Annotated in this window: 1 pseudogene; it reads right to left on the reverse strand. The window is 80.5% G+C overall.

What is annotated here, in order from left to right:
• Window positions 1–208: 208 nt before the first annotated feature.
• Window positions 209–641: pseudogene (locus tag GTW08_RS22440) on the reverse strand (hypothetical protein); the annotation flags it as partial.

Here is a 641-nt window from a genome sequence, read left to right on the forward strand (position 1 = left end):
ACCGCCACCGGCGGCGCCCCGAGCGGGACGGCCAGCGCCAGCACGACGAGCACCCCCCACCACACCCGTCGCACGGCACGGGGCCCGAGCGGCCCCCGCGGACCTCGGACGCGCGCGGGGTCGGAGGACGCGTTCCCGATCGGGAGCGCGTTCTCCGGAGCGGCGCGCGTGCTGTGTTCCCTCGGGGCCGCCGGAGCGGGGGCGGGGGTCACGAGTGGCGGGTGGTCAGGGGGAGCGCGGCGCGGCCGGTGCGACGCCCGCTCCACACGACGACGCCCGCCCCGGTGGCGAGGACCGCGCCCGTCCCGAACAGCAGGAACACCGTGGGGTCGACCCCGGCGCCGCCGGAGCCGTCACCGGCCTCGACACCACCACCCGGGACCGCGCGGACCTGCCCGGTACCGGCGGCCGCGACGAGGTCCGAGCCCTCGCAGGCCCGGCCGTCGTCGTCGCGGTCCAGGTTGTTCGGGTCCGACGGGTCGGCGGCGAGCACGGCCTGGGCCTGTGCCCGGGAGAGATCGACGCAGTCCAGGTCGCTGCCGCGCCCGGCGGCGGGGGCCCCGGCCGCGGGGGTGGTCGCCTCCGGGGCCGCGGCGGTCTCCGCGGGCGCCGACTCCTCGGGACCGGTCGCGTCCGGGGCG

The sequence above is a fragment of the Pseudonocardia sp. SID8383 genome (assembly GCF_009864975.1).
Classification (GTDB): Bacteria; Actinomycetota; Actinomycetes; order Mycobacteriales; family Pseudonocardiaceae; genus Pseudonocardia; species Pseudonocardia alni.